This window comes from Acinetobacter sp. NIPH 284 (assembly GCF_000369425.1).
Classification (GTDB): Bacteria; Pseudomonadota; Gammaproteobacteria; order Pseudomonadales; family Moraxellaceae; genus Acinetobacter.
This window is the reverse complement of sequence record NZ_KB850003.1, coordinates 1-17,746: the sequence shown is the minus strand read 5'-3', so window position 1 is coordinate 17,746 and position 17,746 is coordinate 1. Positions and strand designations below refer to the sequence as shown.

Genomic DNA, 17,746 nt, shown 5'->3' with positions numbered 1-17,746 from the left:
GATTATATTTAGCGACAAAGATAGGGTTATTTTAATGAATTGGACGACAACGTAAATAGCGACCGCCCTGTTGTATACAGAAACCGAGTAATTCTAATTCCATCAATTGAACTGTAAGTTCTGCGATCGGAATTGGATGACGTTGAGCAAGTTCATCCAAGTCTTGTCCAACCCAGTCGAGACTTTGATAAAGAGCAATCAAATGTGTTGGTAAGCTTGGTGTGATGGTTACATGGTCTTCTGGAATTTGTTGTTGTACTTGCCATTGTGTAGGTAAGGCTAGATCTTCAATAATTTGTTCTGGATGATCAACTAAAGTTGCACCTTCACGAATTAATTGATGACAGCCTTGATGATACTCACTGTAAATATGTCCAGGAATGGCAAATACCATTTTCCCTTGATTGGCTGCTTCATTTGCTGTGATCAGTGAACCACTTTTCAAAGCGGCTTCTACAACTAAAACCCCAAGACTTAGACCACTAACGATACGATTACGGCGTGGAAAATGCTGCTGTAAAGGTAGGGTAGTCGGAAGAAACTCAGTGACAAGAGCGCCTGTTTGAATAATTTCTTGGGCTAGTTTGCTATTTTGCGATGGATAAACTGTGTCTAAACCTGTTCCAGTCACCGCGATTGTCCGATGATGGGCTAAACCGCCACGATGAGCCGCTTCATCAATTCCGTGGGCTAAACCGCTGCTGATGTAAAATCCTTTTTCACTTAAATAATACGCAAAATCATAGGCAACTTGTCGTCCATGAGGACTCGGCTTTCGACTTCCAACCATAGCAATCTGGGGCTGTAATAATGCTTGTAGCTGGCCTTGACCAAATAAAATAGGAGGGTGATCAGAATAAGGTAAAAGTTGAGTAGGGTAGTCGATATCTTCAGGGGTTAAAATAAAATCGGTATGCTTACAAATCAATTGAACCATGTGGTCAAATTGCTGCTTTCCGTGTGGGGTTTGGAATTCTTCTAGACGTTTTAAATGATTTTTGTGTAAACCGAGCTGTTGCCATTCAGAAAGTCGATGTGTTTGGACTGCTTCCGCACAATTACCGAAATAGTTTCGAATTTTTTGAAAACTAGAAAGCGAGTGTTGAACCAAGTACCACACCAACACAGTATGATAATGATGGGGCGATAGCTGATTCAACATTTCTAATTAGAGATTAGTTATCAAGACGAGGCGGCTTGATATTTGAACCAATTTTAATTGGCAACTCACTCTCTAAAACATAGCCGTAGCTGATGCGATCAAAACTTTTGAAAATCATAATACTACCAACATATTGACCTGGTAACTTTATACTTTCTTTAGTCTTAGGATCACGAACAGTTTCGCCATCTTGGTACGTACTAAAAACTTGTCCGATTTCAATGCCATCTGCTGTACCACGGTCAACAGTGACGACACCATTTTTCGCAGCTGTACCTATAGACCCCATGACACGGATGACTTTACCGCCATCTTTCACCTGATTTGGTTCAGTTGGGTAGAATAAAGTAGGTAACATGGCATCTTGTTCAAGCATAACACGATCACCACGACGTACTTCACCATTATAACTATCGGTTAATTCAAAGGTTGTAATGTCATTTTCATTGGTAATCGCAACACCCGAAGCGACTTGCGTGAGCTCAACACCTAGATTTTGTTTCTTCCCTGTTTCATCAAGCACGATATATGGTTCACCTTCACGGTATACGCCATAACGTTGACCATTTTCGATACCTTGACCACGTACATAGATGATCTGACCTTTGCCTGCAAGTACACGATTATCCGCTGTGCCCAAGACATATGGGGTATTTGCAATCGCACTCGCTGGAAGTACAGAAGTTCGTTCTAACCATTGTTGAATATCAGCTAATGGAATAACAGGGACGCTATTGTTCAAAGCTTCAATACGAACTTTTGGACGTAAAGTAGAAGTATTGCCAGAGTAACGACGAATGATACCGTCACAACCATCACCTTCATCTTTACCAATCAGTGGCTTACCGTTCAAACTACAAAGTAGCAAGCGATCACCAGGATAAATCCAATGTGGATTCTTGACATGTTTATTGCTTGCCCAAATTTCAGGCCAGCGCCAAGGCTTGCTTAAAAATTTGCCTGAAATATCCCAAAGCGTATCGCCTTTTTTCACCACATAGACATGTGGTGCACCCGCTTTTAAGGATGGTGGGTTTGCGTTAGGGCTTGCTGCATGAGTAAGGTTTATGCTCATGCCTAATCCTGCACAAATTGCAGCAGCAATCAGTTGTTTTTTTAACCCCAAGGCATGAAATGATGGTATGCCGTTTAAAACCTTTTTCATTATCATAATTCCTAAAAATTATCTGTGTAGTTGCGTTATAATAACGACTTTACACACAATTTTTTGATCAAGCATTCCCTTCAGTTGGTTTCCTGATCAATGGCATAAATGAGGAACGGTATGGCCTTATTACCTATTTTAAGTTTTCCTGATCCCCGTCTTCGTACCATTGCTAAGCCAGTCGAAGAAGTCACTGATGATATTCGTCAGCTTGCAGCAGATATGTTAGAAACCATGTACGAGGCACCGGGTATAGGTTTAGCGGCAACTCAGGTTGATCATCATATTCAGCTTATTGTTATGGATATCTCTGAAGAGAAAAACCAACCGATGGTGTTCATTAACCCCAAAGTCACTCCACTGACCGTAGAGACACAGCCCTACGAAGAAGGCTGTCTCTCTGTGCCTCAAATATACGATAAAGTTGAGCGTCCGTCACGTGTAAAAATTGAAGCAATTAACCTTGATGGTCAAGCATTTGAGTTAGAAGCTGACGAACTTCTCGCAGTTTGTATCCAACATGAAATGGATCACTTAAATGGAAAACTGTTTGTAGACTATTTATCGCCATTGAAACGTCAACGTGCACGTGAAAAAGTTGAAAAAGTTGTACGTCAACGCGATAAGGAAAAAGTTGCGGTTAAACGTTAACACATGTTTTTCGGTTATTAAAAGTGCCCTTATTGTTTCGTAGTGGTTTAATGCTTGCATTTACCGCAGTCTGTTTACAGATTGCGGTGTTTTTGCAGCCTCTACTGCCGAAGCAATATCAGATTGCACCCGTCTGTGAAACGATTACCCAAGCGTTATTGTTGCCTAAATTAAAAGCTGAACAGCAGTCTGTATCACACAATATGCATCATCATTCACATCAGCTTGAACAACATCAAAGCTTGATGTCGAAACATGACCACCACGATCCAAACCATCAATGTCAGTACTGTACTGTCTATGCCAATCTGGTATTACCACCAGAATTCGGCGTGAAAGAAGTTTTAGTCCGAATCCAAATCCGTTTAGTCGCGTATCAACAGGCATTTAAGCATGTTTATTTTGCACTACAACGGCTATTCTTATTACCTCAAGGGCGAGCACCGCCACTCTTTGCATAAATTAAAACGTCAATTTCATTAGGGTTTTTAAAACTCTAGCCTCGTTTTATTTATGTTTTAAGAGAGACCAATCATGGCTCAACCTAAATTTTTATTACAACCCCTCACGGTTGCGATTCTTGCTGCCTCAAATAGTACATTATTATGGGCAAATATGCATGTTCAGCCCGATAAAACCCCTGTTGTATTAGCACCTATTGTCGTTACAGCACAGCAGCCAAATGATGCAAATGGATTGATTATTCACGCTGACCCTAAGCAAGCAATTCAACCTATTCCTGCAACCGACGGTGCAGACTATTTACAAAATATTATGGGATTTAGTTCCATTAAAAATGGCGGAACGAATGGTGATGTTACATTTAGAGGAATGTTTGGTTCTCGGATAAAAATGCTGGTGGATGATAGTGAAAATTTAGGTGCGTGCCCGAATCGTATGGATGCACCAACTTCTTATATTCAGCCAGAAAGCTTTGATCAAATTACGGTGATTAAAGGGCCGCAAACTGTTCAGTACGCAACACCTGGTTCGGCTGCAACTGTCATTTTTCAGCGTCAACCTGAAAATCTCAGCAAAGAACAGCCTTATCGTGGCCAAGCCAGTGTTTTGATGGGTTCATATGGTCGTCTAGATCATAATATTGAAGCGGCAATTGGCGATGAAAGCAAATATGCTCGTTTAAATGCCAATCGTTCTGTTGCAGATGATTACAAAGATGGCAACGATAAAAGCATTCATTCAAATTGGGAGCGCTGGAATACTGACTTGGCATTGGGTTGGAAGCCAACAGATGATTCTTGGTTAGAATTGCGTGCAGCTAAAGGTGATGGTGAGGCTGCCTACGCTGGCCGTAACATGGATGGTTCGCAGTTTAAACGAGAAAGTCTTGGTCTACATGCTGAACAGAAAAATATTACAGAGGTGATCAAGAAAGTTGAAGCCCAAGTGGACTACAGCTATAACGATCATGTCATGGATAATTTTAGCTTACGTACGCCGCCAATGACGACAATGAACATGCACGGAATGAATATGACTGTGCCAAATAAAATGTCGATGCGGGTTGATCGTCGTACTTTAAATACCCGTTTAGCAGTAACAACCGATTGGGACAAATTTAGCGTGATTTCGGGTGTAGATACGCAACAAAATAAACATGGCGGTGATATGGTCATGTATGCCATGCCATCAATGAGTTCACCTTATGCTGAGGACTTGAAGTTCCAATCTTATGGTGCATTTAGTGAGTGGACTTATACATTGAGTCCAGATCAGAAGTTAGTTGCAGGTGCGCGTGTTGATCAAGTGAAGATTGATAATCTTGAAGATGGAAACAATCGTAAAGAGATAGTACCAAGTGGTTTTATCCGTATCGAAAAAACCTTGCCTGAACATGGCCTCAAAACTTACGCAGGGCTGGGTTATGTGGAGCGTACTCCAGATTTTTGGGAGCTGTATAGCACCTCAACAGATCGTGGTGTTGGCTCAACTGACATGATGGGAATGACCAGCTACCGCATGCTCGATAATTTAGATAATCTGAACAATGAACGTACGGCACAACTTGATCTTGGCTTCCAAGCTGAACAGGGTGCTTGGAGTGCGTGGGCATCAGCTTATGCAGGTTTAATCAAAGATTTTATTTTGTTGGAATATAATACGCCAACCATGAGACAGCCATTGGCACGTAATGTTCATGCCACGATTGCGGGTGCTGAGGCAGGTTTAGGTTATCAATTCACTGATCATTTCCAAGCGGATATTTCAACTATGTATGCTTGGGGGGAAAATACATCGGATCATCGCGCATTAGCGCAAATTGCACCTTTAGAGGGTCGAATAAATTTACGCTATGTTGATGAAAAATATAGCTTAGGTCTATTGTGGCGTGCTGTTGCAAACCAGGATCGTATCAGTTTGAATGAGGGTAATGTGGTGGGTTATGACATGAATGAAAGTAAAGCATTCGATACCCTAGCTGTAAATGGAACTTATAGGCTCACTGATGCAGTCGATGTTTCAGTCGGAATTGATAACGTTTTAGATAAGGCTTATACAGAGCACTTAAATAAAGCGGGTGCGTCTATGTTTGGTTATGCTGCAACTGAGCAGTTTAATAATATTGGACGCAACTACTGGATGCGGATGAGCATGAAGTTCTAAATTGCATTTAAAAAAACAAGGTGGTAAGTTCCACCTTGTTTTATCCGACCTTAAGCCAAACAATCTTGTTTTGGCATTAAGCTATCGCAGTACAATGGATTTAGTGCGCACTGCAAATCATCAATTTGTTCTTGAGTTACATAGTTTTTTGCGATGAGATATTCGGCGACGCGATCATCACGTAAACTTAAAAATGCAGCATCATAAACACCTAAATCTACAAATAAAGCTGCTGTTTCAAGGCTATTAAAATGATCTAAAAATACATCATTTTCGTGCATCAAAAAGATATGGGTTAGATCAACAGTTGAATCTATATTTAATCGTTGAGCTAATTGTTCTGGGCGAGTTTTGATAAATAATAAATCTGATAGTTCATCGAACTGACTTTTATCCAGTTGATTTTCGCCATCTTTGACATGACCTAACCATGCTTTGAAGACCAGCACGGCACCACCACGAAGTAGCATACTCCACATTTGATGACGAGTTTCATGATCCAAATGAGCGGATTCTGTTTCTAATACATCCAAGAATTTTTGTTCTTGTAACGCTAGTTTTTCAAATAGTCCTAGACCTTGTGGCTGATAAGCTGCAGGTGCAAATACATCAAAATTCAGCTCATGGAATACATTGAGGGCAAGGGGGACGGCTGCTTGATAAAGTGTATTCAATGCTTTTAGATGAGTATCATCTAAGTTGCTCTGTACAAAAATATCCTGCCAGTTGAGCTCTGGTAATAATGCATTGGCACTATATTGGCGGTAAAATTGCTGTGAGGTATGTTCAGAGGCGGGGTGGCTAGTATTCATGATCAATATCCTTTGTGATAGTTTTGCTAGAAACCTAAACACATGAAAAACGGCTTCTATCAACAAGTTGATCAATTTTTGCGTGTTTGTGGATGCAAGTAGAATACGACTAAAGTTGTATAGAGGTTTTTTAGGGTAAAAATCATAAATAAAAACAATGAATTGTCTAATTGTAAGTAAGTGTACAAACGTTCACTAGTGTAAGTGAACGTTTTTGCCATAGCCAATAAATTTTTGAGCATTTTGGTCAATTTATTGTCATTTTAATGCGCTTTTTTTGATGGTTTTTGCCTATGTTTCAAAATATTTTGCCATTTAGCCCATCGGCATAATTTTTAAAGCAGAAAGCCACGCACGTAAACCCGCAGGTTTGAGCGGTTTTTTCAATAGAACAATATTTTGCTGTTTCAAATATTGAGGCAACTCAGGATCAGAATCTGCTGTAATTAATGCGACTGGAATGTGTGCAGGGCGATATTGTTCAATAAAATCTAATCCCCGTTGATCATGATTTAAATGCTGATCGATTAACCACACTTGAATATCTTCTTGTTCAATTAGTTTTAGTGCTTCCGACGGTTCAGTCGCGGTAAAAATTTGATAGCCCCATTTGCTTAATAAAGTCCGCATACCTTGTAAAATAGTTTCATCATTGTCTAAACAAAGCACTTTATATGCAGTATGTTGCAGTGCGGTCACATGCGATGTAGTCGCTTGAATTTTTGGTGCTTCGGCGAGCGGTACTTCGATCATAAAGCAAGAACCTTTACCTAATTCTGAGTAGACATGCACTGGGAAATCCAGCAGGCTGGTCATACGTTGAACAATCGCGAGACCAAGCCCAAGTCCTTGTTCACCCCAAGGGGAGGTATGCCCGCAACGCTCAAATTCTTGGAATAATTTCACCCGTTGTTGTTCATTGATGCCAGGTCCTGTATCCCAAACACCGATTCGAATATGGTTTGGTCTTTGTGCAGAACGTAATACACCAACAACGACACGACCTTGTGCTGTATAACGCAATGCATTACTAACGAAATTTTGAATAATTCGTCGCATCCATTGTGGATCGGTATCAACCCAGAATTGAGTATCGTGTACAGACAGTTGAATATTACGCTGCGCTGCAATTGATTTGAATTGAAGTTCAAGATCACTCAATAAGTCGTGTAATGAATACGCTTGGCGTTTTGGTTGGATGGTTCCACCTTCTAAACGGGCAATATCGAGTAGGGCAGAGAGCATGCTTTCAGCACCATACAGTGCGCGATCAAGTTGTTGTAAGGTTTGTTGATCTTCAGTTGAGCTGACACTCTGTTCCAATGCCGTACTGAACAAACGTGCTGCATGCATCGGTTGCAGCAAATCGTGACTGGCCGCTGCTAAAAATCGACTTTTAGATTGATTGGCTTTATCGGCTTGTTCACGGGCAAGTTGCTGTTCAGCTAGTGCATTTGCAAGCTGTTGAGTTCGATCACTCACTCTTTCTTCAAGAATCGCTTCATTCTCGCGGAACGCAGTAATATCGGCGAAGGTCGTGACGAATCCTCCACCCTCAATAGGATTACCGCGCATTTGAATGACCAAGCCATCTTTACGAATACGTTCAAATTCATGGGCGCTACCGACTTTCATCCAGTGAATTCGTTTACGCACATGTTCTTCAACTGAACCGGGTCCACATTCACCCCGTTCTGCGTTATAACGGATTAAATCCGCGATTGGGCATCCTACATAAACAAGGTCTTTAGGATAATCAAATAAGGTAAGATATTGATTGTTCCATGCTACCAGACACATATTTTTATCAACAACACTTACCCCTTGAGTCATGTGGTCGATCATGGTCATCAAAAGATTTTGGTTAAAGCGTTGCCATTGTGAAGCTTGATCGAGAATATTCGCGACTTGCCCCAGTGCTAATCCATTATTGATCATGGCGGTGGTGAGCAAAGTACGTGCTGATGCAGCACCAATAATGCCTGCCAAGTATTGTTCAGTGAAGCGCCACCACATGCCATTCGCCACATGATTTTCATTTAAAACCACATGATTTTGTTCACAAAATTGCTGGAATGCTTGAGTCGTAGGGCGATCACCTGTAATACGTTTAGCCAGCGCCAATAAATCGCCAACTTTGAGCCGTGCTGCATTTTGCGGTAAATCGGTTAAATCAAGGTTTGTCTGGGTAGAGGGTAACGGTTTGCTTTCATAGTAGAAAAAGCTTTCAGCCTGAATCTGTTCCGCAACACTTGGGCGGTACAAACGAGAACCCCAAATATAGCAAATAATATTCAGTCCCAAAGACCACATGACACCATGGGTCAATGGTGCAAAAGATTCAAAACCAAGCAAAGCTTCTGGACGTAAGCTATTAATATCGAAAGGTCCAAACAATAGTAAATGTTGTGCGAACGCTTGATATTGTTCTGGGAGACTACGTAACAAAGTAGGAAAGAGCAGTGTGTAGCTCCACATGATGAAGCCTACGATCAGACCAACGTAGACACCTTGACGGCTTGCACCACGCCAATATAAACCACCAATGAGTGCTGGCGAAAATTGCGCAACTGCGCTAAAAGCCAATAGGCCAAATACTGATAATTGATTAATGTCATTAAAAAAGTGGAAGAATAAAAAACCCAGTAACATCACACTGATAATACTAATTCTTCGAGTCAGTTTGAGTACTTTTGGTAATTGTTGATCATGTCGAGAGATAATCTTAAAGTGCCATAAAGCAGGCATAATTAAATCATTACTGAGCATGATAGAAAGTGCGACTGAGGCAACCAGTAACATACCTGTTGAAGCAGAGAAACCACCTAAAAAAGCGAGTAATGCCAACCAATCTTGCTGATAACTTAGAGGGAGCGCCAATACCGCAATATCAGGTGTACCTAATGTATCAGGGAGGGAGTGTAACGCCCAACTGGCGATAGGAATAATCGCCATAATGGTTAAAATTAAATAAGCTGCAAACCAGCGTCTGGCCCCACGAATATGTTTTTCATCACGTAATTCGACTACGGCAACATGAAACTGTCGTGGTAAACAAATCATAGCTAGCGCAGCGAGTAAGGTTTGTACCCAGAAGGTTTCAGGAACCCCTAATTGTTGCAAATCTTGAAAATGTTGAGTGACATCATTGCTGACTTGTTTGATATTTTCGGGGGATTGGAATAAGAAAAAAACTGCAACGCTAAGTAATGCAAACAGTTTTACAAAAGATTCAAAAGCGACTGCAAGCATTAAGCCGCCGTGCTGTTCAGTATGTGCAATATGCCGCGTGCCAAAAATCATAGCCAAAATCGCAAGTACCGCTGTAAGTAATAACACACTATTTGTGCTGGTATGAACATGTGCATTCTGTTCGAGTACAACGGAGGCACTCAATGCAATCGCTCTTAATTGCAAAGCGAGATAGGGGATAATTGCAATCACTGCAAGAATAGTGACTAAGGCTGCGAGACTACCGCTTTTGCCATATCGGGCAGCAACGAAATCGGCAATTGAAGAAATGGCATGATGCTGACGAATCCTTCCTAACCGTTTCCAAATGTCGTAACCAAACCAAATAAAAAGTAATGGTCCTAAATAAATTGGTAAGAAAATAATACCTTCACGGACAGCTGCACCTGTTGCGCCGTAGAATGTCCAAGATGAGCAATATACGCCTAAGGTTAAGCTGAACATCAACATGCGACCACGTGTACTTAAGCGACTGGCATGTTTTTCTCCAAAAAAGGCACAGCCGAATAACAGCGCGATATATAGGGCAAGTGCCCCAATAATAAGCCAATTGTTCATATTGCTCACGTGATCAAACTCCATTTTCTATCATACCCGAAGCATCAAAAGGGTTATGAGCAGAGATTTGTATTTAGAGACCAAAGTCTAAGTTACGAGTCAAGCATAATCTTGTTAATTTAAATAATGAAAAATCCCTAGTAAAAAAGGGGTCCACGGCTGGACACAAAAATAAGGAGTTAATGATGGATGACTCACAGGTAGAACGTATTCTACACAATCCAAAGTTTCAAGAAATGGTCAGCAAAAAACGTACATTAAGTTGGACATTAACAGCAATCATGTTGTTTATCTATGTCGGATTTATGCTTTTAGTTGGCTATAACAAAGAGTTCCTAGCAAGTTCTTTTAGTGGTGGTGTAACAACATGGGGCATGCCCCTCGGTTTAGGCATTATCGTACTGTCATTTTTATTGTGTGGTGTCTATTCATACATCGCCAATAATAAACTAGATCAGTTGAATGAAGAGGCTCTCAAGGAAGTTGAGGCAATCACACATGAAAAAGGGATGCACTGAGATGAAAGGGACGTCATTCAAAGCGAAACTGTTCGCGCTTGCAAGCCTATGTTGTTCTCAAGTTGCATTTGCTGGCCCTGATTTAGGTGCAGCAGAGCAACAGGCAACGAACTGGCATGCAATCATCATGTTCACCATTTTTGTTGGTTTCACTTTGTTTATTACTAAGTGGGCAGCAAAACAAACCACGAATACAGCTGATTTCTATACCGCAGGTGGTGGAATTAGTGGCTTCCAAAATGGTTTAGCGATTGCCGGTGACTATATGTCAGCCGCATCGTTCCTCGGTATTTCAGCACTTGTGTTCAGTTCAGGCTTTGATGGTTTGCTCTATTCACTTGGTTTCATGGTCGGTTGGCCAATCGTACTTTTCCTTGTTGCTGAACGTTTACGTAACTTAGGTAAATATAATCTTTCTGATGTAGTTTCTTTCCGTTTGGAAGAAAAACCAGTTCGTACCTTAGCTGCATTAAGTTCTTTAGTTGTGGTTGCATTTTATCTGATTGCTCAAATGGTAGGAGCAGGTCAGTTAATCAAATTACTTTTTGGTTTGAACTATAATATTGCGGTTGTAATCGTCGGTTTGTTGATGATGGCATACGTAATTTTTGGTGGTATGTTAGCAACCACTTGGGTACAAATCATTAAAGCCGTAATGTTACTCAGTGGCGCAACATTTATGGCATTCATGGTGATGAAAGCTGTTGGCTTTAGTTTCTCAAACATGTTCAATCAAGCGATTGGTGTCTATAGCCAATCTCACAGCATTAGCTGGGATGAAGCTGCAAAAATCATGGGGCCTGGTAAATTGGCTGCAAACCCGATTGATGCGTTATCACTTGGTCTTGCATTAATGTTTGGTACAGCAGGCTTACCACATATCTTAATGCGCTTCTTCACTGTTAAAGATGCTAAAGAAGCTCGTAAATCAGTTGTAGTTGCAACAGGTTTCATTGGTTACTTCTATCTATTAACTTTCATCATTGGTTTCGGTGCGATCTTATTCGTTTCTAACAACCCTCAGTTCCTTGATGTCGCTAAAGCAGCGGTAACAGGTAAATTAGAGTTGGTTGGTGGTAACAACATGGCTGCGGTTCACTTAAGTGATGCAGTTGGTGGCGACTTGTTCATGGGCTTCATTTCAGCAGTTGCATTTGCAACAATCCTTGCTGTAGTGGCTGGCTTAACACTTTCAGGTGCTTCTGCGATTTCACATGACTTATATGCAAACGTATTCAAAAAAGGTCAAACTACGCCTCAATCTGAATTACGTATGTCAAAAATTGCGACTTTAGGTCTAGCAATCTTTGCCATGATTCTAGGGATTTTGTTCGAAAAACAAAACGTTGCGTTCATGGTTGGTTTGGCATTCTCAGTGGCTTGTTGTGCAAACTTCCCAGTACTCGTATTGTCTATGTTCTGGAAAGGTTTAACGACTCGTGGTGCAGTAATTGGTGGTATTGTTGGTCTAGTGACTGCAGTAACCCTGATCATTCTTTCTAAAGCAGTTTGGGTTGACACGTTGAAAATTTCAGACACCGCAGTGAATCCATTCAATGGCCCTGCAATTTTCGCGATGCCATTATCTTTCCTTTGCTGTTGGTTCTTCTCAGTAACTGACAAATCAGCTCGTGCAGAGAAAGAGCGTAAAGCGTTCGATGCTCAGTTTGTTCGTTCACAAACAGGTATTGGTATCTCTGGTGCATCTGATCACTAAGTAGATCGAATCCTAAGAATTAAAGCCCTCAACATTTGAGGGCTTTTTCTATTATTGATGCATACTGGCCAGTTGTTGCGCTTGATTACGATAGAGTGACAAACCGATTCGTTGTAAATGCCGTCCTTTTTCTTCAAGCAGTTGATTTAATTTTGGGATATGTTTGGCAGCTGTATAGAGTGCTAGATTGCGACCAATTAAATAATAAGCAAACCATGAAGCCGATTGCGGTGCCAAGCCCAGCTTCTGCATTTTCTTGCGACCAATAAAGAACTGGGTAATTTCCAGATGCTGCTTATAGGCCAGTTTTTGCTGGAAAGAACGCAGATAGCGATATTTCCGTTCAAAGGGTTCTTTGGAAAGACTAGAGCCAAGACAAACACTGCTCTCATCAGATTGAGGATGTGCAAACTGCATCCAGTACATGAGTTTCCAGCCATCAGCTTCATTATCCACTAACCATTTTTCTTCAACGCCCATCAACCAGCCCGCATATTTCCAAAAATGTAAAAAACTATCAATCTCTTGTGCGCTAGGGAAAATTCCCAATGCCCTGATACCAATCAATACCACACCACTAAAGGCAATATTTGTCATCGCTTGATCATATTGGTTAATAGGTAGCCCCCAAGTCTCGGCATCCCATTTCTCAGATTTTTGTAATTGATAGCGTACCAGTGAATGAATGAAGCGCACAAAAATAGTAGAGGTGAAGCCTTTGCTAAAACGTTCAAAACCATCTTGTTCAGTGATATCGACCCACCATTTAGTTGTTTCGGCTAAGCGTGTTCCCGCCTGTTTTTTTAGTGCACCTGTCAGGACTAGGGGTTGATTAAAACCAGGGTATAAATAACCTGTCATTAGCGATAGATCTCGTAGGATCAGTCCGTTATTGATGCCTAGGCGATAGGTAAATTTAAGTGCTTCATCGACTTTGGCTTGGTCGTACCAATCAGGTTTTTGTTCCACTAACTGGAAGAAGGTAGTCAGTTCAGCAATCTCATGTGGTAATTTCTCAAGACCTTGATATAGCGCAGTTTCAAAGTACTTACGATGCAGTTTTGGATTTTGAAGTATCCAAAGCAGTAGTTGGTCCATGGGCGCGTCACCACTTTGCAACGCTGTGTTCAAGGAGAGATATTCTTGATAATTCGGTTGAATTTGTTGATGCGTCATATAACCAAGAATTTTGGTTTTAATATTTGATTGAATCATGTCTTCAAACGCTGCTAAGCGTTTAGGTTTAACGATGCTTTGCATTGCATAAAGCCCCTGATTGTTATTTAATCAAAGCTTAATATGAATAAATATTCGTATTCAATTCGCGTTTTAATAAAGGCTGAACATGAGAAAAAGACCCCAGCAGCAACGTGCAAAAATGATTGTCGAAAGTATTCTTGAGGGAACGCAAAAATGCATTTCTGAATATGGTGTATTGCATGTCACTACACCGAAAATCTCTGAAAAATCAGGGGTAAGTGTTGGATCAATTTATCAATATTTTGAAAATAAAGAACAGATTGTTGCTGAACTATTGTTACGTAAAAGCGAAAATTTAGGGCAAGCACTAAAGCAGTTAGTGATGTTCCAACAACAAACAGCTATTCAAGACATCATCACATTAAGTATCGCTTTTGGTTTTGAATCATTGAAATCGGATCATGGTTTCTTTATCGAAATCTTAAAAAATTGGCATGCCTATAGTGATTCAGAAGCGGCACAAGTATTAGAGCAGCATTTCTTGGAAGTGGGTATGTACTTATTTGGACGTTATTACCCCCATTGGGATTTTGAGACTTTAAAACACAAGTCTTTTGTGATTATTAACAGTACCTTATTTACCATGATGCGTTATGCCAGTAAAAATACCTTTTTAATTGAAGAACAACGTTTGCAACAAGAACTCTCTAAAATGATTGTTGCCTTTTTAGATACGGTGTGATGCCATTAACTTAATGAAAATCATAACAATCACATGGAAAACAACATGCAAAGCTTAAAACAATTTTGGGGCAGTTTTCGTTTATTACCTTCTGCGTGGTTGTTGTTGGTGCAATTGGCCTTATTAGTTATGGCGATGTTGACTTATGGAGATAGTGAATATCGTGCCTTAACTTGGTCACTAGGTGTTTTAGCTCTCTTAATCATCGCCAAGGTTATTCGCCAAACACCAGTATTCACATTTTGGGGCTTAGTCTTTGTCAGTGGTGCTTTTCTGTTTTCAATTTTAATTTTTATTGGCTATGACAATTCAAAAATCCAAATCATCGCTTATAGTTTTGAAGCATTAGCGTATTTTTATGCTGCTTATGGATTATTACGTTATATGTTTGCAGATCGTTATCTCACCAAAGATGAATTATTTGCTGCAGGTGCAGTTTTTACCCTCATCGCTTGGGCATTCGCCTTTTTATATAGTATTTGCCAGTTGCTTTTACCCCATAGTTTTCAAAACCCAAATCAGCCACAAGATTTACAAGTTTGGCTCGATTTATTATTTCTGAGTTTTAGTCTGCAATCAGCAACGGGTTTATCTGATTTGATGCCAATTAGCCCAGCCGCTAGAGTATTAACCATGCTACAAATGTTTGGTGGGGTGATGTATCTCGCTGTCGTGGTTTCTCGATTAATTGCATTGCAATATATTGCCCATTTGCCTAAGCAATCGAGCGATAAAGAATAAATACAGTTACAGCATTACAACTGCTTTATTTTTCACATTTTTTATAATCAGTATCGAGTTTTACACCGCTGAACTCGCTTTTATTCACTATGTGAATGTCTTATTTGACCCTTAGGGTCTGTCATTATCATTAAAAAAATATGGGGGAATTATGCCTTCCAAGCCATCTTCGCAGTTTGCGAATGTGAATCCAAACGTGTTTTTAAGCACGGTGATTATCATTGCGATTTTTATCGCAATCGTCATTATCGCACCCAGTTCCTTTGAATTTCTGACACAACAACTGAAGCAATGGATTACAGATTCCTTTAGCTGGTTCTATGTCCTCTCTGTTGCGGTGTTTTTGATTTTACTGATTTATATTGCCTGTTCGGCCAGCGGCAAAATTAAATTAGGACCAGATCACAGCCAACCTGAATATAGCAATGGTTCTTGGTTTGCTATGCTGTTTACCGCAGGTATGGGCATCGGTTTGATGTTCTTCGGTGTTGCAGAACCTGTGATGCACTATGTCAGCCCACCGAGTGGTGATCCTGAAAGTATCGCATCTGCACAACAAGCCTTAAGGATTACCTTTTTCCACTGGGGTTTACATGCATGGGCAATTTACGCCGTGGTCGGATTGGCTTTGGCCTATTTTGCTTATCGTCATAATCTGCCGTTAAAAACCCGTTCAGCCTTATACCCTATTATTGGTAAGAAGATTTATGGTCCTTGGGGCGATAGTATTGATACCTTTGCCACCATCGGTACTGTTTTCGGGGTAGCAACCTCTTTAGGCTTTGGTGTTACTCAAATTAATTCTGGCTTACATTATTTATTTGGAGTGGAGCAAAGTAGCCAAGTCCAAGTGGGTTTGATTGTCTTTGTCAGTATTCTCGCTTCAATGTCAGTATTTCTCGGTTTGGATAAAGGCGTAAAACGTCTTTCTGAGCTGAATCTGGTCTTGGCTTTAGTACTTTTAGCCTTTGTATTTATTGCTGGCCCAAGTATCTATCTACTACAAACGACCATTCAAAACATGGGTTCGTATATGTCGAACCTATTTGGCATGACCTTTAACTTGTACGCCTACCAACCGAATGGCTGGATTGGTGGTTGGACCATTATGTACTGGGCATGGTGGATTTCATGGTCGCCATTTGTAGGGATGTTTATTGCCCGTGTATCGCGCGGCCGAACCATCCGTGAGTTTATTGTGGGTGTATTACTGATTCCGACTGGTTTTACTATTATCTGGATGGGCTTTTTAGGTAATGCTGCACTGTTCAATATTATGCAAGAGCATAATCACAGTCTCATTCACGCCGTACAAAGTGATTCATCTGTAGCTTTATTTGAGTTTTTGAATCATTTGCCATTTTCAGGAGTGATGAGTTTATTGGCTACGGTATTGGTGATGCTCTTTTTCGTCACCTCTGCGGATTCGGGTGCGCTGGTTACTGATTATCTCACCGCTAAAACCGACAATTCTCCAACATGGCAAAGACTATTTTGGACGGTGTTGATGGCCGCATTGGCCATTATTCTGCTGTTGGTGGGTGGTCTATCGGCATTGCAATCTTCCATTATTATGAGTGCATTGCCTTTTACTTTTATTATGTTGCTGATGAGTTGGGGCTTACTCAAAGCCTTGAAGTTAGATGTCACTAAAATGAAGGCCATTCAAGAGGCGCGTATTACTCCACGTGCCATCAATAATCCACGCAGTTGGCAGCAGCGTCTGGGTTTGATCATGCATTATCCGCATACAGAAACTGAAGTTAAGCACTATATCGAGACACAGGTACGTAAAGCCTTTGAAAGTATTCAGCGTGAATTTAAACGCCGTCATTTGGAAGTGGATATACATGAAATCGAAAATGGTCTGCAATTGCATGTCGATCATCACCATGAAATTAACTTTATCTATAAAGTGGTTTCGCATGCCACTGTTCCACCTAGCTTTATGTTGGGACGAGCAGAAGAAGATGAAGCCAATTACTTTCAAGCAGAAGTCTTTTTAAGAGAGGGTGGACAAAACTATGATGTGATGGATTGGACGCAAGAAGATTTAATCCAAGACATTATTGATCAATATGAACGTCATCTATACTTCTTGAATATCGTGAGAGGGAGTACTCCTTAAGAGAAAGTACTTATTGCAATACTGAGAACAACGGTTTTGAGCGATCAAAGCCGTTGTTTTTATTTTGGGTGGTGAAGTTTTAAACATCAATCGAATAAGAGACAAATTTTTGCATGGAGTAAGGTGCTTAAAATAAAAGCTAAACATAAAGATAAAGTTGTTTTTTGCTGATAATTAAAGCGTATTTATTGAAAAGTTACTAAATTACATATACTTACTTTGATTAAATTCACTTTTAAGAAAATTAATAAATTTTAAATTATATAAATCAGTAAATTAGGTAAGTTGAAGTTTAAAAAAAAAACAACCGAATTTTAAATTTTCTAAAAGTGCTTGCGTGTGTTTTGAAATGGTGTAGAATGCACATCCATCGGCGGTGATGCAGATAAAAACTTGTTGAGAAACAAGGATTTGGCTAGATTAGTTAGGTTCTTGGGTTGATTAGTGAGTTTTAAAAATATCGAAATTACCTGTT

The 17,746-nt window shown here is 40.3% G+C and carries 13 protein-coding genes; 8 read left to right on the top strand and 5 right to left on the bottom strand.

What is annotated here, in order from left to right:
• Positions 1 to 31: 31 nt before the first annotated feature.
• Together dprA and F908_RS00060 are read right to left on the bottom strand one after the other, a co-directional pair.
• The gene (gene dprA, locus F908_RS00065) at positions 32 to 1,162 is read right to left on the bottom strand and encodes a DNA-processing protein DprA (RefSeq protein WP_005155275.1); all 1,131 of its coding nucleotides are present in this window, start codon (positions 1,160 to 1,162) and stop codon (positions 32 to 34) included.
• 13 nt (positions 1,163 to 1,175) lie between these two features.
• Complete coding sequence (locus F908_RS00060; protein ID WP_005155273.1) at positions 1,176 to 2,327, bottom strand: LysM peptidoglycan-binding domain-containing protein; 1,152 nt, start codon at positions 2,325 to 2,327, stop codon at positions 1,176 to 1,178.
• A gap of 120 nt (positions 2,328 to 2,447) precedes the next feature.
• On the opposite strand from F908_RS00060, the gene def reads away from it, so the two are divergent.
• The 3 genes from def to F908_RS00045 all read left to right on the top strand — a co-directional run bounded on the left by def (position 2,448) and on the right by F908_RS00045 (position 5,603).
• Positions 2,448 to 2,978 (top strand): peptide deformylase, encoded by a 531-nt coding sequence (gene def / locus F908_RS00055; protein WP_005155271.1) that lies wholly within the window; start codon positions 2,448 to 2,450, stop codon positions 2,976 to 2,978.
• Between the two features lie 50 nt (positions 2,979 to 3,028).
• On the top strand, positions 3,029 to 3,439 hold the full coding sequence (locus F908_RS00050) for a DUF2946 family protein (RefSeq protein WP_005155270.1): 411 nt from the start codon (positions 3,029 to 3,031) through the stop codon (positions 3,437 to 3,439).
• Positions 3,440 to 3,512: 73 nt separating this feature from the next.
• Positions 3,513 to 5,603 (top strand): TonB-dependent copper receptor, encoded by a 2,091-nt coding sequence (locus tag F908_RS00045; protein WP_005155268.1) that lies wholly within the window; start codon positions 3,513 to 3,515, stop codon positions 5,601 to 5,603.
• A gap of 50 nt (positions 5,604 to 5,653) precedes the next feature.
• On the opposite strand, the gene F908_RS00040 is transcribed toward F908_RS00045, so the two are convergent.
• Positions 5,654 to 6,415, bottom strand: a complete 762-nt coding sequence (locus F908_RS00040) for a hypothetical protein (RefSeq protein WP_005155265.1) — start codon at positions 6,413 to 6,415, stop codon at positions 5,654 to 5,656.
• A gap of 315 nt (positions 6,416 to 6,730) precedes the next feature.
• Positions 6,731 to 10,225 (bottom strand): hybrid sensor histidine kinase/response regulator, encoded by a 3,495-nt coding sequence (locus F908_RS00035; protein ID WP_171063519.1) that lies wholly within the window; start codon positions 10,223 to 10,225, stop codon positions 6,731 to 6,733.
• A gap of 185 nt (positions 10,226 to 10,410) precedes the next feature.
• On the opposite strand from F908_RS00035, the gene F908_RS00030 reads away from it, so the two are divergent.
• Positions 10,411 to 10,743: a DUF485 domain-containing protein gene (locus F908_RS00030; RefSeq protein ID WP_005155260.1), complete on the top strand. Its 333-nt coding sequence runs from the start codon at positions 10,411 to 10,413 to the stop codon at positions 10,741 to 10,743.
• A 1-nt stretch (position 10,744) separates the two neighbouring features.
• Positions 10,745 to 12,460, top strand: a complete 1,716-nt coding sequence (locus F908_RS00025; protein WP_034602428.1) for a cation acetate symporter — start codon at positions 10,745 to 10,747, stop codon at positions 12,458 to 12,460.
• A gap of 51 nt (positions 12,461 to 12,511) precedes the next feature.
• Here the strand turns inward: F908_RS00025 and F908_RS00020 are convergent, their stop codons facing one another.
• Positions 12,512 to 13,720 carry an oxygenase MpaB family protein gene (locus F908_RS00020; RefSeq protein ID WP_005155256.1) on the bottom strand — a complete coding sequence of 403 codons (1,209 nt, stop codon included), beginning with the start codon at positions 13,718 to 13,720 and terminating at the stop codon, positions 12,512 to 12,514.
• Between the two features lie 85 nt (positions 13,721 to 13,805).
• On the opposite strand from F908_RS00020, the gene F908_RS00015 reads away from it, so the two are divergent.
• From F908_RS00015 to F908_RS00005, 3 genes are all read left to right on the top strand, one after another.
• The gene (locus tag F908_RS00015; RefSeq protein WP_005155254.1) at positions 13,806 to 14,402 is read left to right on the top strand and encodes a TetR/AcrR family transcriptional regulator; all 597 of its coding nucleotides are present in this window, start codon (positions 13,806 to 13,808) and stop codon (positions 14,400 to 14,402) included.
• Positions 14,403 to 14,447: 45 nt separating this feature from the next.
• Positions 14,448 to 15,143, top strand: a complete 696-nt coding sequence (locus tag F908_RS00010; RefSeq protein WP_005155251.1) for an ion channel — start codon at positions 14,448 to 14,450, stop codon at positions 15,141 to 15,143.
• 151 nt (positions 15,144 to 15,294) lie between these two features.
• Positions 15,295 to 17,271 (top strand): BCCT family transporter, encoded by a 1,977-nt coding sequence (locus F908_RS00005; protein WP_005155250.1) that lies wholly within the window; start codon positions 15,295 to 15,297, stop codon positions 17,269 to 17,271.
• Positions 17,272 to 17,746: the final 475 nt, after the last annotated feature.